This is a genomic window from Pseudomonas sputi, from assembly GCF_021603585.1.
Lineage (GTDB): Bacteria > Pseudomonadota > Gammaproteobacteria > Pseudomonadales > Pseudomonadaceae > Aquipseudomonas > Aquipseudomonas sputi.
This window is the reverse complement of record NZ_BQHI01000001.1, coordinates 277,655-299,952: the sequence shown is the minus strand read 5'-3', so window position 1 is coordinate 299,952 and position 22,298 is coordinate 277,655. Positions and strand designations below refer to the sequence as shown.

26 protein-coding genes and 1 pseudogene are annotated in these 22,298 nt (G+C 61.0%); 11 read left to right on the top strand and 16 right to left on the bottom strand.

Going from position 1 to position 22,298, the window contains the following annotated elements:
* Positions 1–150 precede the first annotated feature (150 nt).
* Positions 151–777 (bottom strand): TetR/AcrR family transcriptional regulator, encoded by a 627-nt coding sequence (locus tag L6D81_RS01420; protein WP_236177598.1) that lies wholly within the window; start codon positions 775–777, stop codon positions 151–153.
* Positions 778–933: 156 nt separating this feature from the next.
* On the opposite strand from L6D81_RS01420, the gene L6D81_RS01415 reads away from it, so the two are divergent.
* Positions 934–1,374 (top strand): hotdog fold domain-containing protein, encoded by a 441-nt coding sequence (locus L6D81_RS01415; RefSeq protein ID WP_085602607.1) that lies wholly within the window; start codon positions 934–936, stop codon positions 1,372–1,374.
* A 65-nt stretch (positions 1,375–1,439) separates the two neighbouring features.
* Here the strand turns inward: L6D81_RS01415 and L6D81_RS01410 are convergent, their stop codons facing one another.
* Complete coding sequence (locus tag L6D81_RS01410) at positions 1,440–2,126, bottom strand: GNAT family N-acetyltransferase (protein WP_236177597.1); 687 nt, start codon at positions 2,124–2,126, stop codon at positions 1,440–1,442.
* Positions 2,127–2,309: 183 nt separating this feature from the next.
* Here L6D81_RS01410 and L6D81_RS01405 point away from each other — a divergent pair, with 183 nt between their 5' ends.
* Complete coding sequence (locus L6D81_RS01405) at positions 2,310–2,528, top strand: YXWGXW repeat-containing protein (RefSeq protein ID WP_236177596.1); 219 nt, start codon at positions 2,310–2,312, stop codon at positions 2,526–2,528.
* A gap of 6 nt (positions 2,529–2,534) precedes the next feature.
* On the opposite strand, the gene L6D81_RS01400 is transcribed toward L6D81_RS01405, so the two are convergent.
* Both L6D81_RS01400 and L6D81_RS01395 read right to left on the bottom strand, forming a co-directional pair.
* Positions 2,535–3,092, bottom strand: a complete 558-nt coding sequence (locus tag L6D81_RS01400; RefSeq protein ID WP_236177595.1) for a YceI family protein — start codon at positions 3,090–3,092, stop codon at positions 2,535–2,537.
* Between the two features lie 91 nt (positions 3,093–3,183).
* Positions 3,184–4,539 carry an MATE family efflux transporter gene (locus L6D81_RS01395; protein WP_236177594.1) on the bottom strand — a complete coding sequence of 452 codons (1,356 nt, stop codon included), beginning with the start codon at positions 4,537–4,539 and terminating at the stop codon, positions 3,184–3,186.
* A gap of 148 nt (positions 4,540–4,687) precedes the next feature.
* On the opposite strand from L6D81_RS01395, the gene L6D81_RS01390 reads away from it, so the two are divergent.
* Positions 4,688–5,254 (top strand): chorismate mutase, encoded by a 567-nt coding sequence (locus tag L6D81_RS01390; RefSeq protein WP_236177593.1) that lies wholly within the window; start codon positions 4,688–4,690, stop codon positions 5,252–5,254.
* A 125-nt stretch (positions 5,255–5,379) separates the two neighbouring features.
* Positions 5,380–5,976, top strand: coding sequence for a phage infection protein (locus L6D81_RS01385; RefSeq protein WP_236177592.1), 597 nt, complete (start codon positions 5,380–5,382; stop codon positions 5,974–5,976).
* A gap of 73 nt (positions 5,977–6,049) precedes the next feature.
* On the opposite strand, the gene L6D81_RS01380 is transcribed toward L6D81_RS01385, so the two are convergent.
* On the bottom strand, positions 6,050–6,385 hold the full coding sequence (locus L6D81_RS01380) for a hypothetical protein (RefSeq protein ID WP_236177591.1): 336 nt from the start codon (positions 6,383–6,385) through the stop codon (positions 6,050–6,052).
* A gap of 173 nt (positions 6,386–6,558) precedes the next feature.
* Between L6D81_RS01380 and L6D81_RS01375 the strand changes: the two genes are divergently transcribed.
* Positions 6,559–8,238: a sensor domain-containing diguanylate cyclase gene (locus L6D81_RS01375; RefSeq protein ID WP_236177590.1), complete on the top strand. Its 1,680-nt coding sequence runs from the start codon at positions 6,559–6,561 to the stop codon at positions 8,236–8,238.
* Positions 8,239–8,344: 106 nt separating this feature from the next.
* On the opposite strand, the gene L6D81_RS01370 is transcribed toward L6D81_RS01375, so the two are convergent.
* The gene (locus L6D81_RS01370) at positions 8,345–8,731 is read right to left on the bottom strand and encodes a c-type cytochrome (RefSeq protein ID WP_236177783.1); all 387 of its coding nucleotides are present in this window, start codon (positions 8,729–8,731) and stop codon (positions 8,345–8,347) included.
* A gap of 55 nt (positions 8,732–8,786) precedes the next feature.
* On the bottom strand, positions 8,787–10,118 hold the full coding sequence (locus L6D81_RS01365; RefSeq protein ID WP_236177589.1) for an aminotransferase-like domain-containing protein: 1,332 nt from the start codon (positions 10,116–10,118) through the stop codon (positions 8,787–8,789).
* Positions 10,119–10,207: 89 nt separating this feature from the next.
* Between L6D81_RS01365 and L6D81_RS01360 the strand changes: the two genes are divergently transcribed.
* A complete protein-coding gene (locus tag L6D81_RS01360) occupies positions 10,208–11,101 on the top strand; it encodes a DMT family transporter (protein WP_236177588.1) in 894 nt (297 codons plus the stop codon).
* A gap of 3 nt (positions 11,102–11,104) precedes the next feature.
* Here L6D81_RS01360 and L6D81_RS01355 read toward each other — a convergent pair whose 3' ends face one another.
* Positions 11,105–11,926, bottom strand: coding sequence for an AraC family transcriptional regulator (locus L6D81_RS01355; protein WP_236177587.1), 822 nt, complete (start codon positions 11,924–11,926; stop codon positions 11,105–11,107).
* Between the two features lie 134 nt (positions 11,927–12,060).
* Here L6D81_RS01355 and L6D81_RS01350 point away from each other — a divergent pair, with 134 nt between their 5' ends.
* Entirely contained in the window at positions 12,061–12,579 is a 519-nt protein-coding gene (locus L6D81_RS01350) for a carboxymuconolactone decarboxylase family protein (RefSeq protein WP_236177586.1), read from the top strand.
* A 19-nt stretch (positions 12,580–12,598) separates the two neighbouring features.
* Here the strand turns inward: L6D81_RS01350 and L6D81_RS01345 are convergent, their stop codons facing one another.
* Positions 12,599–14,044, bottom strand: a complete 1,446-nt coding sequence (locus L6D81_RS01345; protein ID WP_236177585.1) for a SulP family inorganic anion transporter — start codon at positions 14,042–14,044, stop codon at positions 12,599–12,601.
* 159 nt (positions 14,045–14,203) lie between these two features.
* On the opposite strand from L6D81_RS01345, the gene L6D81_RS01340 reads away from it, so the two are divergent.
* Positions 14,204–14,500, top strand: coding sequence for a DUF7693 family protein (locus L6D81_RS01340; protein ID WP_236177584.1), 297 nt, complete (start codon positions 14,204–14,206; stop codon positions 14,498–14,500).
* Positions 14,501–14,577: 77 nt separating this feature from the next.
* On the top strand, positions 14,578–15,123 hold the full coding sequence (locus L6D81_RS01335) for a hypothetical protein (RefSeq protein WP_236177583.1): 546 nt from the start codon (positions 14,578–14,580) through the stop codon (positions 15,121–15,123).
* Positions 15,124–15,174: 51 nt separating this feature from the next.
* Here L6D81_RS01335 and L6D81_RS01330 read toward each other — a convergent pair whose 3' ends face one another.
* Both L6D81_RS01330 and L6D81_RS01325 read right to left on the bottom strand, forming a co-directional pair.
* Entirely contained in the window at positions 15,175–15,789 is a 615-nt protein-coding gene (locus L6D81_RS01330) for a hypothetical protein (RefSeq protein ID WP_236177582.1), read from the bottom strand.
* A 122-nt stretch (positions 15,790–15,911) separates the two neighbouring features.
* Positions 15,912–16,370, bottom strand: coding sequence for a GNAT family N-acetyltransferase (locus tag L6D81_RS01325; protein WP_236177581.1), 459 nt, complete (start codon positions 16,368–16,370; stop codon positions 15,912–15,914).
* 80 nt (positions 16,371–16,450) lie between these two features.
* On the opposite strand from L6D81_RS01325, the gene L6D81_RS01320 reads away from it, so the two are divergent.
* The gene (locus L6D81_RS01320) at positions 16,451–16,639 is read left to right on the top strand and encodes a hypothetical protein (protein ID WP_236177580.1); all 189 of its coding nucleotides are present in this window, start codon (positions 16,451–16,453) and stop codon (positions 16,637–16,639) included.
* 120 nt (positions 16,640–16,759) lie between these two features.
* Here L6D81_RS01320 and L6D81_RS01315 read toward each other — a convergent pair whose 3' ends face one another.
* Positions 16,760–17,293 carry a cysteine hydrolase family protein gene (locus L6D81_RS01315; RefSeq protein ID WP_236177579.1) on the bottom strand — a complete coding sequence of 178 codons (534 nt, stop codon included), beginning with the start codon at positions 17,291–17,293 and terminating at the stop codon, positions 16,760–16,762.
* 66 nt (positions 17,294–17,359) lie between these two features.
* Complete coding sequence (ggt, locus tag L6D81_RS01310; protein ID WP_236177578.1) at positions 17,360–19,087, bottom strand: gamma-glutamyltransferase; 1,728 nt, start codon at positions 19,085–19,087, stop codon at positions 17,360–17,362.
* 135 nt (positions 19,088–19,222) lie between these two features.
* Here ggt and L6D81_RS01305 point away from each other — a divergent pair, with 135 nt between their 5' ends.
* The gene (locus L6D81_RS01305; RefSeq protein ID WP_236177577.1) at positions 19,223–19,738 is read left to right on the top strand and encodes a methylated-DNA--[protein]-cysteine S-methyltransferase; all 516 of its coding nucleotides are present in this window, start codon (positions 19,223–19,225) and stop codon (positions 19,736–19,738) included.
* Here the strand turns inward: L6D81_RS01305 and L6D81_RS01300 are convergent.
* The 3 genes and pseudogenes from L6D81_RS01300 to L6D81_RS01290 form a co-directional block, all read right to left on the bottom strand.
* Entirely contained in the window at positions 19,735–20,325 is a 591-nt protein-coding gene (locus L6D81_RS01300; RefSeq protein ID WP_236177576.1) for an NUDIX domain-containing protein, read from the bottom strand. The two genes, L6D81_RS01305 and L6D81_RS01300, sit on opposite strands and share 4 nt — an antisense overlap.
* Before the next feature lie 142 nt (positions 20,326–20,467).
* A pseudogene (locus tag L6D81_RS01295) lies at positions 20,468–21,493 on the bottom strand (chitinase); the annotation flags it as partial.
* Positions 21,494–21,533: 40 nt separating this feature from the next.
* The gene (locus L6D81_RS01290; RefSeq protein ID WP_197867493.1) at positions 21,534–22,169 is read right to left on the bottom strand and encodes a lytic polysaccharide monooxygenase auxiliary activity family 9 protein; all 636 of its coding nucleotides are present in this window, start codon (positions 22,167–22,169) and stop codon (positions 21,534–21,536) included.
* Positions 22,170–22,298: the final 129 nt, after the last annotated feature.

Below are 22,298 nucleotides of genomic sequence, written 5' to 3'. Positions count from 1 at the left end.
GCAGTCGCTTGGTCCGCCAAGCCGTTGCGTAGGTGCGGGTGCTCTGAACCCCAATCAAGCCCGCACCTGGCTTCATGCGCATCTTGAGCTTCGCGGGCTCTACTTCCTCCCCATCAAAGAGTCTTGAGGCTCTTTTTTTGTCTCGGAAAATCAGCGTTCCGGTTCGCGGCGGATCGAACGCCACGTGGCCTGGGCCAGCAATTCGCGATAAGCCTTGGGACTGCCCTGCACCCGCCCGGACAGCCACGCGCGGCAATAGCTGTCGGCCTGACCGACGATCAGCGACGGCAACAGCTCGGCCGGGCATTCATTGAGTTCATTTGCGCGTCCGGACTCGGCCAGCCAGGTACGCAGCCCCAGGTTGCGGGTCTTGTTGCGCTCGGCCAGTTCATCCTTGTGCGGCCCCCGGGTCACGGCATAGCGCGCGTGATACTGGAACCGCGCCCATTCCGGCTGGTTCTCGACCCAATCCACGTAGCTGTAGACCAACGCCTGCACGCCCTCTTCGGTGGACGTCGCGTCGGCCAGATAGGCGTCGCGCAGGCGCGCCTGATCCTCCAGCGCGGTGAAGAACAGCGCGGCCACCAGCCCTTCCTTGTTGCCGAAATGGTGGTAGATCGCCCCGACGCTGGTGTCGCACTCGGCGCGGATCATTTCGATAGTGGTGGCCTCGATCCCCTGTTCGTTGAACAGGCGCAGGGCCTTGCGAAAGATGTCGCGCTTGAGTTCGGCACGGCGGCCGGGGTAGCTGCGTTCGAGTAAATCTGCGGTGTCCATGGGCCTTGAGAATCCGGGTAAAGGGCACGTCCGTGCCGGTGATCGAAACGCGCACAGGTTGACAGATTTCCCGCGAACAGAATACCGTTCCGCTACAGAATAATATTCTGTAACGGAACATCATTCTGTAAATCCCTTAACCGCGAGGCTTCATCCATGAGTCAGTTTCTCAGCATGTTCAACAGCGTCGGTTCTCAGGCATTCAGTCAGATGGCCTGCCAGGTCGCGCCGTACTTCAGCACCATCAATCCGCTGGTGACCGAGTTGCGGGCAGGTTCCGCGCAGGTACAAGTGCCGTTTCGCCGCGAGATCACCAACCACCTCGGCACCGTGCACGCCATTGCCCTGTGCAACGCCGCCGAACTGGCGGCCGGGATGATGACCGACGTGTCGATTCCCGCTGGTGCACGCTGGATTCCCAAAGGCATGACCGTCGAATACCTGGCCAAGGCCAAGACCGACGTGACCGCCGTGGCCAATGGCGAAGCGTTGGACTGGCAGACCGAAGGCGACAAGATCGTGCCGGTGGATGTTCACGACGCCGAAGGCAAGAAAGTGTTCACGGCGCGAATCACCATGAACGTGAAACTGTCCTGAAATCACCGGCACAAAAAAGCCCTTGCTGCGCTAAGCGCAACAAGGGCTTTTTGCCGCTGCCCGGATCAGTGAACGGTCAGGCGCTGGCGGACAAACTCTTCAGTGCGGCGGGTAACCTGATCCAGATGCCGGTCGCGCTGTTTCTCGGCATCGAGCATCGCGCGCTTGCCGTGCTTTTGCAGCAGGTAGGTGTGGATCTGCTGCACTTCCAGCGAACGGTAGATCGGCGTTGTGTCGATAAACCCGCGCAGCCCGTTGCTGCGGTAATGCCGGGTGCTCATCAGCACCTGCGTTTCGAGTTGGCCCAGCACTTCAAAACCCAGCGCCTCGAAATACGGCACCTTGCCGACGCTGCAAGTCAGCTCGGCATGGGGGTAGCGCGCGACCATGTCCGCGATCAACGCACGGGCCACGCCCTGACGCCGATGGCCCTCGCGCACCGCCAGATAGGCCACGTTGCACGCCTCCCAATCACCCTGCACCGGCAGGTACAACAGGAAGCCGATCACCTGCTCCGGATCATCGTCATCGGTGGCCACCAGCAGTTCCACCTCGGTGCCCTTCTCGCCGTTCAACGCCTCCAGATACAGATGCACCTCATAGCCCACCGCGTACTGATAGACGTTGTACAGCAGGTTGCTCGGGCCGAGGCCGATGGCACTGATGTCGGTCAGGTTGTCGACCACCATCTGCAGGATCTGGCTGTTGACGCCTTCGGGGCATGGGGTTTTGTAGTGGGTGATGCGGGGCATGGCGGGCGGACTCCAACGGTAAAACACAAGTTGCCGGGCAGGTTGAGCGAGCGGCGAACCGCGACATCATACCCTGTGCACGCCTGACAAAAATTTCATCTGCCCGAGAACGGATCTTTCGCCGATTTGGCGTCCAATTTTTCAACTGCGTTCATTTCCAGACGCAGGCCTTGAGGAGTTGTCATGAACGTTCTGCGTTCCCCAAAAAACCTGCTCGCTGCCACGCTGATGGCAATCACCCTGTCGGGCTGCGTCGTCGAACCGGTTCGCCCGCATCGGCCACCACCGATCGTCGAAGTGGTTCCGGTCATACCTGCGCCGGGTTATCACTGGGTTGCCGGGCATTACCGCTGGGCCGGCAACCAATGGCGCTGGATGCCGGGGCATTGGCGAGCGTACTGAGGCCGGTCACTGCGCGGGGGCAACGACCTTGAACTTGATGTCGATGTCCTTGGACACCACGGTGTCCGCCCACTCCCCTGCACCGAGCCCGAACTGGTCGCGCTTGAGCACCAGTTCGCCGTCAAAAATACCGATGCTGCTGTCGGGTTTGAGTTGCACCGGCACCTGCACCTCACGGGTGATGCCTTTGAGGGTGAGGTGGCCGTCGACCAGATAACGGTTGGCGCCGGCCGGGCTGAAGCGGGTCGATTCGAATACCGCCACCGGGAATTTTTCGGTGTCGAACCACGCCGGTTTCACCAGCTCGGTGTTGGCGTCCTCACTGCCGGCGTCGATGCTGGTCAGGTCGATGTGCAGCGTGGTGCGGGCATTGGCGAGATTGTCGCTGTCGAAATCCAGCGTTGCGTCGAACTTGCCGAAGGTGCCGTACATCCGCGAACCCATCTGGCTGTAAGTGAAGCTGATCTGGCTGGCGGTGGTGTTGACCCGGGTGTACTCCACCGCATGCGCAGCAGGGGCAACAATCAGGCTACACGCGGCGGCCAACAATAAGCGAATCGACATGCAATGCTCCGGCGCCCGATGGGTCTCGAATGACTTAAGCAAACATCCGTCACTTGCGCCAGCCCCGCCAACGCCCACCTGGATCAGTCCGTCACACCAACCGCTCAATCTTCTGATGCTGCCAGACCCGTTTGTAATACAGCGTCTGCAGCACCAGCATCCCCAGATACGCAATCGGAAACGCCATCCACACACCCTGCAGACCAAACCGCCCGTCCAGCCAGTAGGCCGCCGGCAACTGCACCCCGAGCACGCAGATGATCGCCACGCCCACCGGCACCAGCACCGTGCCGCTGGCGCGCATGATGCCGCCGATGATCGCCTGGAAACCGAAGATCAACAGGCTCCACAACATGATGTGCAACAGGTGCTCGGCCATCGCCCGGGTCGCGTCTTCGGTCAGGAACAACCCCAGCAACCAGTGCGACAACAGGTAACCCGACAGGATCAGGCCACCGGTCAGGCACACGTTGATCCACAGCCCGGTACGCAGGATCGGGCCCATGCGCTCCAGCCGCCCGGCACCGATCGCCTGGGCGCCGAGGATCGACGCGGTGATCGCAATCGACAGCGCCGGGAACTGCACGTAATTGACGATCTGCGTCACCGCCCCATAGGCCGCTGTCGCCTGGGAGCCGTGCTGGTTGACCAGCGCCAGGATCACCAGCTCCGACAGCGACAGCACGATCATCTGCACCCCGGTTGGCAAGCCGATGCGCAACACCTTGCCGAGAATCGCGCCGTCCAGTCGCAGCGCCGCGAAAAACTCGCGATCCGGCGCCAGCGGATGGCCCTTGCGAATCAGGCTCCATGACAGCCACGCCATCGACGTCAGCGTGCCGGCCAGACCTGCAACCGCCGCGCTCTGGATCCCCAGTTGCGGCAAGCCGATCCAGCCGCGAATGAACGCCGGGGTCAGCGCCAGCCCGACAACGGTCGACAGCAGCAGCGCCAACATCGGCGACAGCGTATCGCTCACCCCGCGCAACAACTGAGTGAACAGCACGTACACCAGCACAAACGGCAAGGTCCACATCATCACCCGGGCATAGGCCACCGCATCGTCCAGCACATCCGCCGGCGTGCCCAAACCCTGCAAGGCCTGACGCGCAAACACACTGCCCAACACCGCCGCCACCAGCCCGATCAAGACCCCCAGCAACAGCGTCGCCCCGGCAATCGCCTTGACCATGTGCGATTCCCGCGCGCCCCACGCCTGACCGATCAACACCCCTGCCCCGGCGCCCAGGCCGATGACCAGCGCGATGAAGAAAAAGATGATCGGAAACATCCCCGACACCGCCGCCAGCGCCTGAGTGCCGAGCATCTGGCCGATGTAGATGCTGTTGACCGTGCCCGACATCGATTGCAGGAAGTTCGACAGCACCATCGGGGCCAGGAACAGCAGGTAGGTTTTCCAGAGGGGCGAATGGGCGGGGGTTTGCATTGAGGATCCGTCTCGGGTGGGAGCTGATGACAGAGTCTAAGGTATGCCATGCCGTTCAGGTCGCACCGGTTTGCATTAAAACGTCGCAATCTGCATCTTGATCAATGTCCGCAGCCTCCCCTATCACGACAGGAAGTGAATCCCTCCCATGCGCCGTTCCCCATTTCTGCTGAGTTGCACCTTATTGACTGTTCTGGCGACGACTGCCTACGCCGCTCCCGCCCCCTCGCCCGAGGGGGTGCAAGGATTGGTGAATACGTTGAACGAACGCCTGAACATCGGCGACCTCGTCGCCCTGACCAAATGGGACAGCGGCAAGCCGATCCAGGACAGTCCTCGTGAGGCGCAGGTGATCGACAACGCCCGCAAGCTGGCCACCGAACGCAAGCTCGACCCGGAGGACGTCGCGCAGTTGATCGCCGCGCAGATGGAGGCCAACAAACTGGTGCAGTACGGTTTGCTCGCACAATGGCAAGCGGCCGGTGCCGCGCCGGACACGCCGCGCCCGGATCTGGGCAAGCAGATTCGCCCGCGTCTGGATGAGTTGCAAACCCGTCTGCTGCAGCAATACGCCGACTTCACGCCCTACCGCCACGACCCGAACTGCCCGGCGTGGCTGGCCAAGGCGCGCAGTGGTCTGACCCGCGATGCGCTGCATGATCTGGCATTGACCCGCGCCACCGGAGAGCTGTGCATTCGGCCGCTGGCGCCCTAGAACAAGGGTTCTGGCATTCATTGCTGGCGTCGATAGTCACCATCAGTTCAATGAAGTTCTCATAAAAAATCCGCGGCGTAACATCGGCTCCATACCAACCAACAACACCCCTGGAGCACACGATCATGAAACGCCAAATCCTTCTCGGCATCGCTTTCTCGGTTCTTGCAGTCAACGCTTTTGCAGCCAAACCCGCCCATACCCTGATCGCCGAAGGCGGTTCGGACCGGTTGATTGAAAGTCGCTTGGCCGAGGGTGGTTCGGATCGTTTGATCGAACGTCGTGTGGCTGAAGGTGGCGCTGATCGCCTGCTCGAACGCCGTGTGGCTGAAGGTGGTTCGGATCGTCTGATCGAACGCCGTGTGGCTGAAGGTGGTTCGGATCGTCTGATCGAACGTCGCGTGGCTGAAGGTGGTTCGGATCGTCTGATCGAACGCCGTGTGGCTGAAGGTGGTTCGGATCGTTTGATCGAACGTCGCGTGGCTGAAGGTGGTTCGGATCGCCTGATCGAACGTCGCGTGGCTGAAGGTGGTTCGGATCGTCTGATCGAACGCCGTGTGGCTGAAGGTGGTTCGGATCGTCTGATCGAACGCCGTGTGGCTGAAGGTGGTTCAGATCGTCTGATCGAACGTCGCGTGGCTGAAGGTGGTTCGGATCGCCTGATCGAACGTCGCGTGGCTGAAGGTGGTTCGGATCGTCTGATCGAACGCCGCATCGCCTGAATCAAACGCTCTACCGCTGCACAAACAAAAAGCCCGGCCTGATCAGCCGGGCTTTTTCACGTCCAACCGGCGCTTATTGCACGGTTTTCAGTTTGACCACGTCACCGGAGATCTTGGTGGTGTAACCGGTCAGGACCCAGGCCCAGAACCAGTTTTCCTGAACCTGGGTGTTGATCATGGCGTCGCCGCCCTTGGCTTTGATCGCGGCATCCTGTGCGCGGACGAAACGGCTGTTCTGGCGGATCGGGATCACGCCGAACAGCAGCAGACCGGTGGCGGTGGCTTCGCTGTGGCCAATCACGGTGTATTGGCTGCTGTCGTATTGTCTGGTGTTCATCGGGGTGCCGGTGCAACCTGCCAGAACCGCACCGATCAGGGCGGTGGCGACGACTTTGCTGAGGTATTTCACTGCAAGACTCCATGGGTAAACGCCCGGGATCCGTCTCTCGGGCGGCGCACACTTTACCGAACGTAGTGGCTCATTGGTATCAATCTCGGCCGATTTCGTGAAACGCCTTGCTGGCAGCTCATCCGCGATGTCGCATACCATGGCGCCACTCCAATAAAGACAGGCATTTCTCCATGCTCAAAGCCAGCCTGCGCAGCCACCTCACCCTCTGGTTTGCCGGTTTGTCTCTGCTGACGCTGTTGAGCGTGGGCTTCTATGTCGGCGATATCGCCACCGAACAAATGAAACGCGCCAGTGGCAATGCGCTGCTGAGTACCGCGCGGTCGGCGGCGGCGTTGCTGGGCGAGCAGTTGCGCGAACGGCAACTGGAGGTCTATCTGCTCAGCCGGGCGCCGCATCTGGAACGCGGCGATCTGGACAATCCGGCGATTCTGAAGTCGATGCAGCTGCGCACCGAGGCCCGCAGCGAGTATGCGTGGATGGGGGTGACCGACACTCAGGGGCGTGTGCATCAGGCAGTCAACGGCTTGCTGGTCGGTCAGGCCGTGCAACAGCGCCCATGGTTCCAGGCCGGTCTGCGCGGTGAATACACCGGCGATCCGCACGAAGCCGTATTGTTGGCGAAACTGTTGCCGGGCCAGCCCAACGGCGAGCCGCTGCGCTTCATCGACTTCGCCGCGCCCATCCGCAATGCCGATGGTCAGGTGCTCGGTGTGCTTGGCGCCCATGCGCACTGGAGCTGGGTCACGCACATCGTCGAGGCGGCAGCGATGTCGCACAAGGGGGCGGAGCCGGATATCGAAGCGCTGATCATCGATCACGACGGCAAGGTGCTGTACCCGGAAGCGCTGGTTGGCCAACAAATGCCGACCAGGGATCCAATGTCCCCGGGCTGGGTCGTCGGCAACGGGTACCTGACCAGTGAGGTGACTGTGCCGACGCCTACTGGCACCGCGTTGTCGTGGTCGATTGCCGTGCGTCAACCACTGGACACCGCGCTGCAACCGGCGCGACTGCTGTTTTATAAATTGCTGTTGCTGGGGGTTTTCGCCGCCGTGGCGTTCGGCCTCGTGGCGTATTACCTGGCGCTGTACCTGAGCCGGCCCATCGAGCTACTTGCGCGCTCTGCTCAAAAAGTCCAGAACAACCAGCCTGGTGCGCACTTCCCGCTTCAGCATCCCGTGCATGAAATTGCCCAGCTCGGCCAGTCCATCGACGCCATGACTCAGTCGCTGCTCGCCAAGGAGCGTGAGCTGCAAGAGACCAACGCTTCGCTCGAAGCCACCGTCGCCCAACGCACGGCGGCCCTGACCCTGGCCAACGCCGAGCTGCTGAACCTGGCCACTCACGATGGTTTGACCGGTGTCTACAACCGCCGCCGCTTCGACGAAAAACTCACCGAATACAGCCTGCTGTTCCGTCGTACCGGGCGGCCGTTTGCGCTGCTTCTGATTGACGCCGATCACTTCAAGCGCATCAACGACACCCACGGTCATGCGGCCGGCGACGACGTATTGCGGCAATTGGCGCAACTGATCCAGATCAGCATCCGGAGCACGGATTTCGTCGCCCGTTACGGAGGCGAAGAATTTGCCGTGCTGCTGCCGGAGATCGCCAAACCCGATACCCCCGATATCGTCGCCGAGAAGATTCGGTCAGCGATCGCCGAGGCGACCTTTCCAGCGGTCGGCCCGGTGACCGTCAGCATCGGTGTTGGCCTGGCCGACCCTGCCGACAACCAGCCGACAACGCTGGTCAAACGCGCCGATCAGCAGTTGTATCAGGCGAAAGCGGCGGGTCGTAATCGCGTGGCCTGCCAGACTTCACTCACCGAGGTGAGCGGGCACGGCTGACCTGCACTTGAATCAGGTGTCGCTCTTCAACCGGGTCAAAAGCCGTGTCGTCAGCCGGGCAGTCGTCGACGGCCGCTCGGCCTTGCTCAGCTCCCGCACAGGCTCTTCATGGCTGAGAAAACGTCTGCAGATATGCCAACAGATTGTCGATCTTCTCCTCGTCACTCAGCCCCCAAAAGATCATCCGCGTCCCCGGCACCACGCCCTTCGGATCCTTCAGATACGCGGTCAGCGTTGCACGATCCCAAGTCAGGCCTGAGTTTTTCATCGCATCGGAATACACGTAATTTGCCGACGTCCCCGCCGGGCGGCCGATAATGCCGTTGAGTTCCGGGCCGAAGCCCGGGCGAGCGGATTCGCCGACCTGGTGGCAGCCGCCGCACAGGCGCGGGAAGATTTTGGCGCCGGCCTCAGCGTCACCAGCGGCCAGAACGGGTGTGCTGAGCAGGCCAGCGTTGAGGATCAGGGCGAGAGTCAGTGCAGCGTTTTTCATCGGGACTTTCCAGAGCTTCGGCGGCGCCAAGGGTAATCCTGCGCGGTCACTTGCGCTACAGGTAGGCACCCACGACCTGGCGGACTTTGAGCAAGGCTTGACGCAGGACAAGCATGTCCACCGAGCCCAACGCCAGCCGAATCGCATGGGGCACATGGGCAGACACGGTGAAGGGCTCGGCGGTGGTGACCGACACCTGTTCATGCATCAACTCGACCACGATATGGTCAGCCCGGACATCTTCCGGCAACGGCAGCCAGAGGAAATACGATGAGGCATGGCCCGCGGTCGGAAGGCCCTCGAGGATCTCGGCGGCCAGGACTTGCCGGGCCTGAGCGTCGCAGCGCTTTTGTGCTTCGAGCAAGGTCACGGTGCCGTCGTCGAGCCAGCTGCAGGCGATGGCAGTCATTACCCCGGGCGTGTTCCAGGTGGTGGCGCGGATGATCCGCTCCAGTGCCGCCACCCGTTGGACCGGCGCGGCGATGAAACCGACACGCAGGCCGGTGGCGATGTTTTTCGACAGGCCCGAAACGTAGACCGTGCGTTCCGGTGCCAGAACCGCCAACGGGGGCGGTGGGTTATCGACCAGAAAGGCGTAGGCCGCGTCTTCAAGAATCGTTAGATCATGCCGGCGGGCAATCGCGATCAAATCCTCACGTTGCGCCAAAGGCATCACCCAACCCAATGGGTTGTGCAGGGTCGGCATGCTGTACACGGCACGCACCGGGCGCTGACGGCAGAGTGTGTCGAGGGCTGTCAGATCCGGCCCGTTTTCAGTCACGGGAATCGCCACCACTTCCAGGTGCAGCGCTTCGGCCAGCACTTTGAATCCGGAGTAGGTCAAGGCGTCGGCGGCAATCACATCGCCGGGCTTGAGCAAGCCCATCAGCGTGACTGCCAATCCTTGCTGGGCGCCGTTGACGATCAGCACCTGCTCGGCCTCGACACTCAAACCCCGCGTTTGCAGGTGCCGCGCCACCGAGGCCCGTTCATGCTGGCGACCGGCATGAGGCTGATAGCGCAGCAGCGCTTCAAGGTCGCCGGACAACGCCAGTTGCCGTAACGCGCTGCGCAGCAGCTCGGCCTGCCCCGGCAATGACGGGTAGTTGAAGTTCAGATCGATCATGCCGACCGCGACGTCTTTCTGGTCGATGCCCTGCCCCGGCAACAACGACGTTTCCCGCACGAAGGTGCCGCGCCCGGCTTCGCCGCTGACCAGCCCCATCGCCTCCAGCTCGGCGTACACCCGCGAGGCCGTGACCAGCGCCAGCCCTTCACTGGCCGCCAATTGTCGGTGGGTCGGCAATCGCGTGCCGGGCAACAGGCGGCCGGCGCGGATGTCGGCGGCATAGGTGTCGACGAGGGTCTTGTAGCGGGAGCGCGGCATGTCGGCTTGTATCCATGACAATTTTTTGATTGTGCTGATTCTCAGCCCTAGGATCGATCCAACGCAACCCACCTCCGAGCGCCACATCCATGGAACGAACCACCCATCTCGGTACCCCGGCCCTGGAAAAAACCAGCGGCTGGATCAATGGTCTCACCGGCGTCCTGATCTTCAGCGGCTCGCTCCCCGCCACGCGGCTGGCGGTGCTGGAGTTCGACCCGGTGTTTCTCACTGTCATCCGCGCGACCATCGCCGGCGCCCTGGCGTTGAGCCTGTTGTGGCTGTTTCGCGAACGGCGTCCGGCGCGGGATCAGTGGTTCTCGTTGTTGATCGTGGCGCTGGGCGTGGTCGCGGGTTTCCCGCTGTTGACGGCTCTGGCGCTGCAATACGTGACGTCGGCGCATTCGATTGTGTTTGTAGGATTGCTGCCGCTGGCGACGGCGATTTTTGGTGTGTTGCGCGGCGGTGAACGGCCGCGTCCGGTGTTCTGGTTTTTTTCGGTGCTGGGCAGTTCGCTGGTGGTCGGTTTCGCGATCTCGCAAGGCCTGACCGCCTCGCCCACCGGCGATCTGCTGATGCTGGCAGCGATTCTCGCCTGCGGCCTCGGTTACGCCGAAGGCGCCAAACTGTCGCGCACCCTCGGCGGCTGGCAGGTGATCTGTTGGGCGCTGGTGTTGTCGTTGCCGGTGATGGTTGTGCTGAGTATGTGGCTGGCGCCCGCCTCGATCAGCGGCATCAGCCTGTCGGCGTGGATGTGTCTGGCGTACGTTTCGCTGTTCAGCATGCTGATCGGCTTCGTGTTCTGGTATCGCGGCCTGGCTCAGGGCGGGATTGCGGCGGTCGGTCAGTTGCAATTGCTCCAGCCGTTTTTCGGCCTGGCACTGGCCGCGACCTTGCTCCACGAACACGTCAGCGTGGGCATGCTGGTGGTGACGCTGGGGGTGATCCTGTGCGTGGCCGGGGCGAAGAAATTCGCCAAGTAGTCTTCAGCTCGTGCCGGATTTCCATTCTCGCGGGCTGAGCCCGGTCTTGCGCCGAAACGCCCGGGCCAGCGCCGAGGGACTTTCATAACCGACCTCTTCGGCGATCAGGGCAATCGGCCGTCCCTCGCGCAAGCGTTTCTGCGCGAGGCTGATCCGCCAGTTCACCAGATAATCCACCGGCGTCTGCCCCACCACCCGCCGGAAGTGTTCGGCGAAACCGGCGCGAGACAGATTGGCGGCGTTTGCCAATTCGGCGACGGTCCAGGCCTTGGCCGGTTGATCGTGCATCAGATTCATGGCTCGGGAAATTTTCGGATCGGCCAGCCCCGCCATCATGCCCGGCTGTTGGTGGCGACTGCTGATGAGGTGGCGCAGCAGCAGAATCACCAGCAATTCGAACAACCGGTCCATCACCGCTTCGCGCCCGCAATGCCCGTCGAAGGCTTCCTTGAACAGCCACTCCAAAGTGCTGGCCATTTCCGGAAGGTCAGCGAGTTTCAGCACCAGATAATCCGGCAGCGCTGCTGCCAGGGCATTGCCCGCGCCGCCGTCGAAGGTCAGTGATGCGCACACCAGTTGCGTGCCCATGGCTTCGTTGGCGAACAAGCGATGGGCCATGGGGCGAGGGAAGAAGATCAGGGTCGGTTCATTGAGCGAGATTTGAGGATCATTGCCCGGCTTGAGTAACAGCTCTCCCGCCTGCAGCAAATGCACATGCCCGCAGACCTGATCGCCGCCGTAGGCGCTCACCCCGCAGAACGTGCCGCTGTGAAAAGTGCCGGCATTGACGCCGAAATGACTGAGCAACGTGGAAAGGCGATCCATGACGGATTCTCGCAAGGACAGGTTTGGACGATCTGTCGCATATCCTCGACGATTTGCATCCAAAGCACCAGCCACGCTCAATAACATGACCTCCATCCCCGGCGCACTTCGCACCGGACTTTCGGAGAATCACCATGAGCCGCATCGCCCCTCTCAGCCTCGAAACCGCCACCGACGCCACTCGCCCTGTGCTTGAAGGCGTGCAGAAAAAAATCGGCTTCCTGCCTAACCTGTTCAAGACCCTGGCCGTCGCACCTGCCGCGCTGGATGCCTACGTGCAAACCTCGGCAACGCTGGGCAAGACGTCCCTGAGCGCCAAGGAAAAAGAGGCGGTGTACCTGGCCACCTCGCAAGTCAACGGTTGCGACTATTGCCTGGCGGCGCACACCCTGTTCGCCAGCAAGGCCGGGCTGGCAGCAGAAGACATCATCGAAGCGCGTCATGGCCGGCTCAATGCCTTCGCCACCCTCGCCCATCAACTGACCGAAACCCGTGGTCATCTGAGCGATGAACAGATCGCCGCCGCCCGCGCTGCCGGCATCGACGACAAGAAGATCATCGAAGTGATCGCCCTCGTCGCTGTGCAAACCCTCACCAACTACCTGAACAACGCGGCGCTGACCGACATCGACTTCCCTGCCATCGATGCCTGACCAGTGACCGGGGTCGATCTCAGTCGTGATCGACCCCGGCGCGTTTCAGCAACTTCTTGCAGCGCTCGGACAGGTGAAACACCTGCAACTGCTTGCCCGCCTTGGCGTAGCGTTCGCGCAGGGTTTTCAGCGCGGCGATGGCCGAGTAATCGACAAAGCTCAGGTGCCGACAATCCAGCGTCACCCGTTGCGGATCTGTGGCCGGGTCGAACTGATTGAGAAACGGCGTGGTCGAGGCAAAAAACAGCGTGCCGTGCAGGCGATAGAGCTTGCTGCCGTCCGCTTCCAGATGTTCATCGGCGTACAGCCCGCGCGCTTGCTGCCAGGCAAAGTTCAGCGCGGCGATGATGATCCCGCACAGCACAGCCGTGGCCAAATCAGTGAACACCGTAATGATCGTTACCGCGATGATCACCAACACATCGTGGAACGGCACTTTGTTCAGCACCCGCAACGAAGCCCAGGCAAAGGTCTGCTGCGATACCACGAACATCACCCCCACCAGCGCCGCCAGCGGAATCCGCTCGATCAACGGCGACAGAAACAGAATGAACAACAGAATCAGCACCCCGGCCACCACCCCGGACAAGCGCCCGCGCCCGCCGGAACTGAGGTTGATCACGGTCTGGCCGATCATCGCGCAACCGCCCATGCCGCCGAATGCACCGGAGACGACGTTTGCCGCGCCCAACGCCACGCATTCGCGATCCGGATAGCCACGGGTTTCAGTGATTTCGTCGGTGAGGTTAAGGGTCAGCAGGGTTTCCAGCAGACCGACCAGCGCCATCAGAATCGCGTAGGGCGCAATGATGCGCAGGGTGTCGAGAGTCCACGGGATGTCCGGCAGCGCAAACGTCGGCAGGCCGCCGGCGATGTGCGCCATGTCGCCAAGGGTGCGGGTTGGCAGACCAAGCAGATAAACCAGCAACCCGACGCCGAGGATTGCCACCAGCGCCGGCGGCACCGCACGGGTCAGGCGCGGCAGGATGTAGACGATGGCCATGGTCAGCAGCACCAGCCCGGTCATCAGGTACAGCGGCGTGCCACTGAGCCATTGCTCACCGCTCTTGAAATGCTCCAGTTGCGCCAGCGCAATGATGATCGCCAGGCCGTTGACGAACCCCAGCATCACCGGGTGCGGCACCATGCGCACCAGCTTGCCCAGCCGCAACAGCCCGAACGCCATCATGATCAGGCCGCCGAGCAACACCGTCGCCAACAGGTACTGCACGCCGTGTTGGACCACCAGCGCGACGATCACTACGGCCATCGAACCGGCCGCCCCGGACACCATGCCCGGCCGGCCACCGAACAGCGCGGTCAGCGTGCAAATGATGAAGGCGCCGTACAGGCCCATCAGTGGATTGAGGTGAGCCACCAGCGCAAACGCAATGCATTCGGGCAACAGGGCAAACGAGGTGGTGAGTCCGGCCAGGACATCGGCGCGCAGACGAATCGGTTTCATGGCTTACCTGACAGAGCGGCCGCCGGCGCGGCCCCTGATATTCACGGGAAAAAGAGGGTTGCGGATGTTACGCAAATGCCCGGGCGCGGGCCAGTCATCGCTGACAACCGTCGGCATGCACTCTATGCTGGCGCGCAGTTTTTGCCAGTGGAGCCCCGAATGCCGACCGAATTGACCAGCCGCGAAGTGTGCCAGCGATTGCGCGATGCCGCGCTGGGCGTGTGTGGCTTGCAGGTGATGGACGCGGGAACGGATCGGGTTGCGGTCGACATTGAAGGCTGGCGCTTGCAGCTGGACTTCGACGGCCAGCGCCTGCATCACTGCGCTGATTGTCTTTGCCCGGACGGTCGCCAATGGACGCTCAACGCCCGGCAGCGCTTCGGCACCGATCCTGTCAGTCTGTTAAGTACCTGGGAATTGGCGCAGATCGAGGGCTTGTTGCGGCAACGTGAATGAGGGACGGCAAACAGAGTTGCCCAATGATGGCACTCTGCCCATAATTCGCCCCCCTCTTCTACGCGCAAGGAACTGCCGTGAAAAAATCGCTGTTGTTGATCCCGTTGTTTGCTCTGCTCCTGCAAGGCTGTGGCATGACCATGGCCCGTTACGAGCCAAGCTTCGACAATGTTCAGAAGCTCAAGCAGACCCCGCCGCTGCACGCGATCAGCAATCCACAGGTCACCGCTGAATCGGGCGAAGGCTCGTTGATGGTCCGTGCCAACCCGATCAAGTCGCCGACAGGCAGCATCCCGGCGCATATCCAGGACGCGATCACCGAAGAGCTGCGCAAGGCCGGTCTGCTCGATCCGCAGGCGACGCGTCATCTGCAGGTACTGGTCGTGAAAAACCAGTTGAACGCCGGCATGGGCACCGGTGACGGCACCCTCGCTGCACGCTTCACCCTGCGCAATGGCAACGATGTGGTGTACGACGCCACCAAAGATGTCAGCCATCTGTGGAACAGCAGCTTTTTCGGCTTTATCGCGATTCCCAACGCGACCAACGCCTACAACCCGATGCTGCAGGACTTGCTGAAGAATCTGTACAGCGATCCACAGTTCATTCAGGCCCTGAAGTAAGGGCAAAAAAAGAGCCGCGATTGCGGCTCTTTTTTTTGCTGCTGGAGTGAATCAGATGCCCGAATACTTCGGACGGTTGCTGTCGGCCCATTCCTTGAGCAACGCATTGACCTGCCGAGTGAACGTGTCGGTCACCGCCGCTTTCGGCGTATTGAACGCCAGCGGAAGGAACCAGATGCCCATCCAGGTGCCGACCGCGTCATGGTTGCTCGCGGTGGACAGCGGCTGGCCTTGCTGATCGAGGGTTTCCAGGCTCATGGTGTACTGATCGGTGGCGTAGGCCGGAATGATCGTCATGCTCAGACCGCTGATGAACGCCAGCACCAGTTGGCCGCCATTTGGTGGATGGTTGTACATTTTCAGACGCAGGCTGTAGTCACCCGGCTGCTTCTCGAACTGGTCGAAGGTCACACGACCGAACAAACCGGAATCCTTCAGGACGGTTTGCAATTGCGGTTTGAGCATGTCCCGAGCTTGTGGCATTTCCACGGCGGAAGCACTTTTCGGCTCGCCCTGATAAAAGTCGAAATCGACATAGACGTTTGGCTTGTTGGCATAACTGGCCATCGATGGCAGCGTGACCGGAGCCACTTCGTCCTGGGTGAAACTGGCACAGCCGCCCAGCGCGAGCACCAGACCCAGCGCCAGGATTTTCCCGAATTGCATGATGTCTTCCCTAAAGTGATATCAAAGAGCCTCCATCGCGGAGCGCCGGGGCGGATTCTAGTGATCGTCTACGTTCGGGAAAAGAGCTGATTCGGCAAAACCGTGAAAAAGATTGCGCCGGCTCAGCGTTGGCGCAAATCGAGGGTGTACGTGTAATAGCCTGTATCACGCACCCAACCGAGCGACTGGTACAAACCCTGGGCACTGAAATTGTCGGTGGCGGTTTCCAGCACCAGTCCTTTGGCGCCGGTTTGCAGCGCGAAATCCCGGGCAGTGTTCATCAATAATCGGCCGACCCCGCGGCCCCGGGCGAACGGCGCGGTGAACAGGTCGCTGAGCAGCCAGGTGCGATGGGCGTCAATCGAGGAAAACGACGGGTACAACTGCACGAAACCGAGCGCTTCGCCGTGATCGTCCTGCACCAGAAAAATGCTCGACTCGTTGAGTGCCATGCGCTCGGCAATGAAGGCCCGCGATTGCTCAAGGTTCGACGGCTGACCATAAAAGCCTCGATAGGCGTCGAACAGATTCGCTACCGCGTCGAGATGAATCGTCGTGGCGCGCAGGGCCTGGAAAGTCATTGGCCTTTTCCTGATGTAATTGAAATTGAAACCAGCATAGCGCCGAGAACCGAGTTCGCTGGCTTAATCGCTACATAGTTTTGTACATTGCGAACCCGAATGGCAGCGGACTGGATCAGTATTACTGGGATCTGGCGGTCGATGGTCAGGTCATTACCCTGCACCTGGAGCATTATCTGGGGATCATGTTGCTGGTGGAGGACGCCGATCCGCAGTGGGTGGCCTCTGAGCGGTTTCAGACCGTGGTGCGGCGGTTACAAATGGCGTAATCCGCATGCATCAGTGTGGGAGCAAGCTTGCTCGCGATGAGGGCAACACATTCAATATCATCGGTGACCGAACGAATGCCATCGCGAGCAAGCTCGCTCTCGCAGAGACTGCAATAACCATCAGAACGTAATCTGCGACGCCGGCTTCACATCGATCCGCGCCACGGAACCGGTCAGGTGCGCCCAGTCCTTGTTGTGTTCGGCGATGATGTCTTCGGCGCTCATGTTGCCGTTATCGACCGTCGTATGGGCGTCAGCCGCCAGTTCCACGTCGTAGCCCAGTTGATGGGCCTGACGCACGGTGGCGTTGACGCAGTAATCGGTTTGCATGCCACAGATCACCAGGCGGTCGAAGTCTTCCCGGGGGATCAGTTTCTGCAGGTTGGTCTGGTAGAACGAGTCGTTGGCGGTCTTGTCGACGCGCAGATCGCCAGGTGCAGTGTTCAGGCCTTCAGCCAGTTGCCAGCCTTCGGAGCCGTGGGCGAACGGGCTGTCCTTTTCGTTGTGCTGGATCAACACCACCGGCACACCCGACTGGCGCGCGCGGGCGCTGAGGCCGTTGATGGTGTCGATTACCCGATTGGCGTCGTGGCACTCGTATTCGCCCGCGCACAGGGCGCGCTGGACATCGATGATCAGCAATGCGGTGGTCATGGTGAGCCTTCCTTGATCGATCCTTGAGACTGGGGCGGACGTGTGCCCGCCCTCTTTTTACTCTGCTCAGTAACCCAATGACAACCCGGTGTTGCGCCGTGGATCGTTGGCGCCGTAGAAGCGGTTCTTGCCCACCGGTTTGCCACCCAGCGACGGCGCGCCGACCAGAATCGCAGCGATGTGGTTGGCGTCCTGCGGGCCCGCGAATTTGTGGCCCCAACTCTCGAGAATCTTCTTCGTGTCAGGGCTGGCAGCGAAGTCTTCGAGATTGGTTTCCTCCGGCATCCACTGCTGGTGGAAACGCGGCGCGTCGACCGCTTCCTGCAGGCCCATGCCGTAGTCGATGACGTTGAGCATGGTCAGCAACGTCGCGGTAATGATGCGACTGCCGCCCGGTGTACCGACCACCATCACCACCTTGCCGTCCTTGGTCACGATGGTCGGGCTCATCGAGGACAGCGGCGCCTTGCCCGGAGCAATGGCGTTGGCCTCACCCTGCACCAGGCCGTACATGTTCGGCACGCCGACCTTGGAGGTGAAGTCGTCCATTTCATCGTTGAGGATCACCCCGGTCTTGCTCGCCATCACGCCCGCGCCGAACCAGTCGTTGAGGGTGTAGGTGACAGACACCGCGTTGCCCCATTTGTCGACGATCGAATAATGCGTGGTGTTGCTGCCTTCATGAGGTGCGACACCGGGTTTGAGTTCCGCCGACACGCCGGCCTTCTGCGGCTGGATCGCATTGCGCAGCTTGGTCGCGTAGTTCTTGTCCAGCAGGTGTTCAATCGGGTTTTTCACGAAATCCGGGTCGCCCAGATAGCTGTTGCGATCCACGTAGGCGTGGCGCATCGCTTCGATCTGGTAGTGCATGCCCTGGGCCGAATGGAAGCCCAGGTCCTTCATCGGATAGCCTTCGAGGATGTTCATGATCTGACAGATCACCACCCCGCCGGAGCTTGGTGGCGGTGCCGATACGACGTGATAGCCGCGATAGTCGCACTCCACCGGGGCCAGTTCACGGGTCTTGTATTTATCGAGGTCGGCCTGGGTGATGATGCCCTTGTTGGCCTGGCTGGACGTGACGATGGCATCGGCCACCCAGCCTTTATAGAAGCCGTCGGCGCCTTTTTCGGAAATGGTGCGCAGGGTTTTGCCCAGATCCTTCTGCACCAGTTTCTGCCCGACCTGCATCGGCTCGCCATTGCTCAGAAAGATCGCGCCGGAGTCCTTGATATCTTTCTTGAACACGTCAGTGGCGTATTCCAGCAACTCGACGTCACCCTGCTCCAGCTCGAAACCGTCTTCGGCCAGTTCAATGGCCGGGGCAATCATTTCCTTGCGCGGCTTGGTGCCGTACTTGCTCAGCGCCAGCTCCATGCCGGACACGGTGCCCGGAACGCCGACCGCGAGGTGGCCACGGGTGCTCAGATCCGGAATGACGTTGCCGTCCTTGTCGAGGTACATGTTGGCCGTCGCGGCCAGCGGGGCTTTTTCCCGGAAGTCGAGGAAGGTCTTGCGTCCGTCCGCCAGTTGAATAGTCATGAAACCACCTCCACCGAGGTTGCCTGCCGCCGGGTAAACCACCGCCAGTGCATAGCCTACAGCGACCGCCGCATCCACCGCGTTGCCGCCACTTTTCAGCACGTCGACGCCCACGTGAGTGGCCAAGTGCTGGGCGGTGACCACCATGCCGTTTTCGGCGGCCACCGGGGCAACCGAAGCTGCATGGGCCATGAGGCAGCTGAGCACCAATGAGGTCGCCATCAGCGATTTGGCAAAAGGTTCGTACTTCATGAGTCGGTCTCTTCTTTTTATAAGGTAGGAAAGCGCTTCAAGAGCATCAGCCAGTATGGTCGCGATTGCAGTTTGCGCCTCCCCGATCCGGTCGTATGCTGGGCAATGTTTCCGCCCATCTCCCGGAGTTTTCCCATGGCCTACACGTTCATCACCCTGCCCTCACCCGTCGGCGAGCTGAAGCTGGTCGCGAACGGTTCACGTCTGGCCGCCATCCTCTGGGAAAACGACAAACCGAACCGGGTGCGTCTCGGGCCGATGAGCGAGGCACCGGACAATCCGGTGCTGATGAAAACTGCACGACAGCTGGAAGAATATTTTGCAGGAACGCGAAGCGCGTTCGATCTGGAGCTGGACTTTGCCGGCACCGAGTTCCAGAAAAAAGTCTGGGCCGCGTTGCTGACCATTCCGTTTGGCGAAACCCGGACCTACCGCCAGATCGCCGAACAGATCGGCCACCCGAGCGCGGTGCGTGCCGTCGGCGCGGCGAACGGGCGCAACCCGATTTCGATCATTGCGCCGTGCCATCGAGTCATCGGCGCCTCAGGAAAGTTGACCGGGTTTGCCGGCGGCCTGGAAGCCAAGGAGCGCTTGCTGACCCTGGAGGGTGGCCAATGGTCCGGCATCGGTAGAACCGGTGAACTGTTCTAAACGCCAAACAGGTTATTCATCGCCGCGTACTGCAGCAGCATGATGGTCTTGGCATCGCAGATTTCGCCGCGCTGGAATGCCGCCAGCGCCTCGTCGAAACGCCACTCCAGCACTTCAAGTTCTTCGGTCTCTTCTTCCAGACCGCCGCCTTCACTGACCTTTGACGAGGCATCGTACTCGGCAATGAAAAAGTGCAACTTCTCGGTCACCGACCCGGGGCTCATGTAAGCCTCGAACACCTTCTTCACGTCATGCACGCGATATCCGGTTTCTTCCTCGGCCTCGTCGCGGATGCGCTGTTCCGGCGCCACCCCTTCAAGCAATCCGGCTGCCACTTCAATCAGCAAACCGTCGTGACCGTTGACGAACACCGGCAGGCGGAACTGGCGGGTCAGCACCACGGTGCGCTGCTCGCGGTTGAACAGCAGAATCGCCGCGCCATTGCCACGGTCGTAGACCTCGCGAGTCTGACGCTGCCAGTCACCTTTGTTGCGGCGATAGTCGAAGGTGATTTTCTTCAGTAGATACCAGTCGTGGGACAACACCTGGGTATCGACGATGTTGACCCGCTCGGCTGTGTCGGACATGACGCCTGATCCTTTTCTGTCATCGGAAGATAGCCATGGTAGGTGAAATGATGCGAACCGCCGACGAAAAAAAGCCCGGCAGCGCTACCGGGCTTTCCTTCATTGACTACTGATGTGCCACGTTCACCGTTGCTGCATCAGCACCCTGCGCCGCAGATGGCGCCCCGTGAATCAGCGGCCCATAACGCCGACTGAACTCCCAGTTGTACGACACACGATCCTTGCTGGTGCCGTTGTCCCAGTTCACCGACCAGGTCATCAGGCCCTTGATCGGATGCCCTTTGACCGCCAGGCGTTTCATCGCGTTACCGACCACCGTCTTGTCGATCACGTAACCGGTGGCGGCGGCATCGACGTTGGCCGGCAGGCCGATGACGAATTTGTCCGCCGGGATCTTCGTGAAGCCGCGAGTACCGGTCACCAGACTCTCGGTCAGGTAATAGAGAAAGTCCTCTTTCATCGCGTCGTTGTTCTGGGCAATCCACGCGCCGTTGCCGTTATTGGCTTCCGGCACCCAGACCCCGTCGCCACCCTGGTTGTAGAACTGCGGAGCGATGAAGTCGTAATAGCCTTCCAGCGCCTGCAGGTAACCGACGTATTTGCCGGAAGTGGTCAGGTACGGAAACTCCGGCGCCATGCTGATGATGAAATGCTTGCCTTGGCCTGCGTAGTGATCCTTGACCAGTTTTAGCGCCGCCGGCAGGACGGTCTTGTTGGCAGCGAAATCAATCGCGCTCTGTTCAAGATCGATGTCCAGGCCGTCGAAGCCGTAGGTTTCCACCAGACGGATGATTTCGTTGGCCAGCGGTTGCTCCTGGCCGGCGCGCAACTCGATGTGCGCATCCGCGCCCCCCAGGGAGATCAGCACGGCCCGCCCCTGACTGTTGAGCACGCCGACCTGACGGCGGAACTCGGCATCGGAGACGTTGAACGGTTTGAAGGTCGGAATCCCGCCGCCCTTCATGAAAGCCACCGCGACCACGTTGTATTCCTTGGGCACATGCTCCAGGGCGATGTTGGCGAACTGGCCGCGCTGGTAGCCATCGCTCGGGCCGGCCGGCCAGTTGTGCCAGAAGCCCATGAGGATCTTCTTGCCGGCAAGGCTCGGCATCAGCGAAGCCGCATCGCTGGCCTGGTTTTTCAATAGCGTGAAGTCGATGTTTGACATGTTCTAATCCTTCAGAACGTGTGAGTTTGACGTTGCGGGCTTATTTGAAGTCCACATCGAAGGCCTGATAGAAGGCGTTGCCGGTATTGGCGACGATCCACATCAGGACGATGACGTGATGACCCTGCTTGTTGTCCGGCAGTTTCACCGCGTGATTGACCTTGGCTTTCAATTCCGCCGCATGGCTGTAGTACGGCACTTGCGGATAGAAATCCTCGGCGAACGGTTGCGCCTCCAGTTGCGCTCGGGTGATGCGTTGTTTCGGATCCCAGCCATCCTTGGTGATCAGCCAGCGATAACCGCGGGTGGTGTGCGGCGCGGTGTACTCCCATTTGACCTCAAGGGTCTGGCCGGGGGTGACATTGAGCAGCGGCCAGGAGAATGGACGCCCGAGTTTCTTGCTCATTTCTTCTGCGGTGAAGTTCACACAGTCACGTGCGTCGTTCTTGCCGCCACTGAGAATATAGCCGTCAGCGGGCGGTACGACGCTCGGGTTGTCGCTTTCGAAGGGCGCCGGGAACGGGCCGGCCGCCAGCGCCGGGAAGTTCTTGCCGCCTTCCATTTCATTGACCTGCCAGCCGCCGAGCAATCCTTGCTCGATGGCCACCGCGCCGCGGCTTGCAGGGGAAATGACGCGACCGTGTCGCAGTTGGGTTTGAGCTTGTGGTTGGTTCATGTTTTTCACTCCGTTGATTTAAGAACTCTCCTGTCCGAGGAGAGGCCTTCAAGCTAACGGAGGGGGATTTTTTGTCCATCGGCGGTTTTGTCGTAGTCGGCCTCGGCGAAACTCGAAAATTGCCGAAAA

What these genes read in the sequence shown, in the direction of transcription:
- L6D81_RS01360 (WP_236177588.1), top strand. Translation starts at nt 10,208, where the DNA reads ATGGAACGAACCACCCATCTCGGTACCCCGGCCCTGGAAAAAACCAGC.
- L6D81_RS01340 (WP_236177584.1), top strand. Translation starts at nt 14,204, where the DNA reads ATGCCGACCGAATTGACCAGCCGCGAAGTGTGCCAGCGATTGCGCGAT.
- L6D81_RS01405 (WP_236177596.1), top strand. Translation starts at nt 2,310, where the DNA reads ATGAACGTTCTGCGTTCCCCAAAAAACCTGCTCGCTGCCACGCTGATG.
- L6D81_RS01415 (WP_085602607.1), top strand. Translation starts at nt 934, where the DNA reads ATGAGTCAGTTTCTCAGCATGTTCAACAGCGTCGGTTCTCAGGCATTC.
- L6D81_RS01305 (WP_236177577.1), top strand. Translation starts at nt 19,223, where the DNA reads ATGGCCTACACGTTCATCACCCTGCCCTCACCCGTCGGCGAGCTGAAG.
- L6D81_RS01375 (WP_236177590.1), top strand. Translation starts at nt 6,559, where the DNA reads ATGCTCAAAGCCAGCCTGCGCAGCCACCTCACCCTCTGGTTTGCCGGT.
- L6D81_RS01420 (WP_236177598.1), bottom strand. Translation starts at nt 777, where the DNA reads ATGGACACCGCAGATTTACTCGAACGCAGCTACCCCGGCCGCCGTGCC.
- L6D81_RS01395 (WP_236177594.1), bottom strand. Translation starts at nt 4,539, where the DNA reads ATGCAAACCCCCGCCCATTCGCCCCTCTGGAAAACCTACCTGCTGTTC.
- L6D81_RS01400 (WP_236177595.1), bottom strand. Translation starts at nt 3,092, where the DNA reads ATGTCGATTCGCTTATTGTTGGCCGCCGCGTGTAGCCTGATTGTTGCC.
- L6D81_RS01355 (WP_236177587.1), bottom strand. Translation starts at nt 11,926, where the DNA reads ATGGATCGCCTTTCCACGTTGCTCAGTCATTTCGGCGTCAATGCCGGC.
- L6D81_RS01290 (WP_197867493.1), bottom strand. Translation starts at nt 22,169, where the DNA reads ATGAACCAACCACAAGCTCAAACCCAACTGCGACACGGTCGCGTCATT.
- L6D81_RS01385 (WP_236177592.1), top strand. Translation starts at nt 5,380, where the DNA reads ATGAAACGCCAAATCCTTCTCGGCATCGCTTTCTCGGTTCTTGCAGTC.
- L6D81_RS01390 (WP_236177593.1), top strand. Translation starts at nt 4,688, where the DNA reads ATGCGCCGTTCCCCATTTCTGCTGAGTTGCACCTTATTGACTGTTCTG.
- L6D81_RS01325 (WP_236177581.1), bottom strand. Translation starts at nt 16,370, where the DNA reads ATGACTTTCCAGGCCCTGCGCGCCACGACGATTCATCTCGACGCGGTA.
- L6D81_RS01300 (WP_236177576.1), bottom strand. Translation starts at nt 20,325, where the DNA reads ATGTCCGACACAGCCGAGCGGGTCAACATCGTCGATACCCAGGTGTTG.
- L6D81_RS01330 (WP_236177582.1), bottom strand. Translation starts at nt 15,789, where the DNA reads ATGCAATTCGGGAAAATCCTGGCGCTGGGTCTGGTGCTCGCGCTGGGC.
- ggt (WP_236177578.1), bottom strand. Translation starts at nt 19,087, where the DNA reads ATGAAGTACGAACCTTTTGCCAAATCGCTGATGGCGACCTCATTGGTG.
- L6D81_RS01370 (WP_236177783.1), bottom strand. Translation starts at nt 8,731, where the DNA reads ATGAAAAACGCTGCACTGACTCTCGCCCTGATCCTCAACGCTGGCCTG.
- L6D81_RS01365 (WP_236177589.1), bottom strand. Translation starts at nt 10,118, where the DNA reads ATGCCGCGCTCCCGCTACAAGACCCTCGTCGACACCTATGCCGCCGAC.
- L6D81_RS01315 (WP_236177579.1), bottom strand. Translation starts at nt 17,293, where the DNA reads ATGACCACCGCATTGCTGATCATCGATGTCCAGCGCGCCCTGTGCGCG.
- L6D81_RS01410 (WP_236177597.1), bottom strand. Translation starts at nt 2,126, where the DNA reads ATGCCCCGCATCACCCACTACAAAACCCCATGCCCCGAAGGCGTCAAC.
- L6D81_RS01350 (WP_236177586.1), top strand. Translation starts at nt 12,061, where the DNA reads ATGAGCCGCATCGCCCCTCTCAGCCTCGAAACCGCCACCGACGCCACT.
- L6D81_RS01345 (WP_236177585.1), bottom strand. Translation starts at nt 14,044, where the DNA reads ATGAAACCGATTCGTCTGCGCGCCGATGTCCTGGCCGGACTCACCACC.